This is a genomic window from Pseudoalteromonas sp. CR1 (assembly GCF_019392235.1).
In the GTDB taxonomy this organism is placed as follows: domain Bacteria; phylum Pseudomonadota; class Gammaproteobacteria; order Enterobacterales; family Alteromonadaceae; genus Pseudoalteromonas.
On sequence record NZ_JAHXRM010000503.1, the window covers coordinates 1 to 247 of the forward strand.

General features: G+C 47.4%; 1 protein-coding gene. It reads left to right on the top strand.

Features of this window, described 5'->3' with window-relative positions:
- Nucleotides 1-247 (top strand): hypothetical protein (locus KZZ04_RS20330; RefSeq protein WP_219424052.1); only part of this gene is annotated, 247 nt, incomplete at both ends.

Below are 247 nucleotides of genomic sequence, written 5' to 3' on the forward strand. Positions count from 1 at the left end.
CATGAATTTCTTGCTTTCGCAAATGCTCCATGGCGGAACTCTAGTATTGGCAGTGTTTACCTGATAAGCCCTATGGGAGGCGATACGCCGACCAATGATTGGGATTTTGACCTGTTGACAGGTGTTACTGAATTTTCACGAGATGAAGATGGCGAGGCGCGTTATGTCTTCGATACCCGGTGGGGTAAAGGATACTCGGTTGAACCGGACGGTATCTGGGATCAAAAACAAGATGGCAGAATCGTTT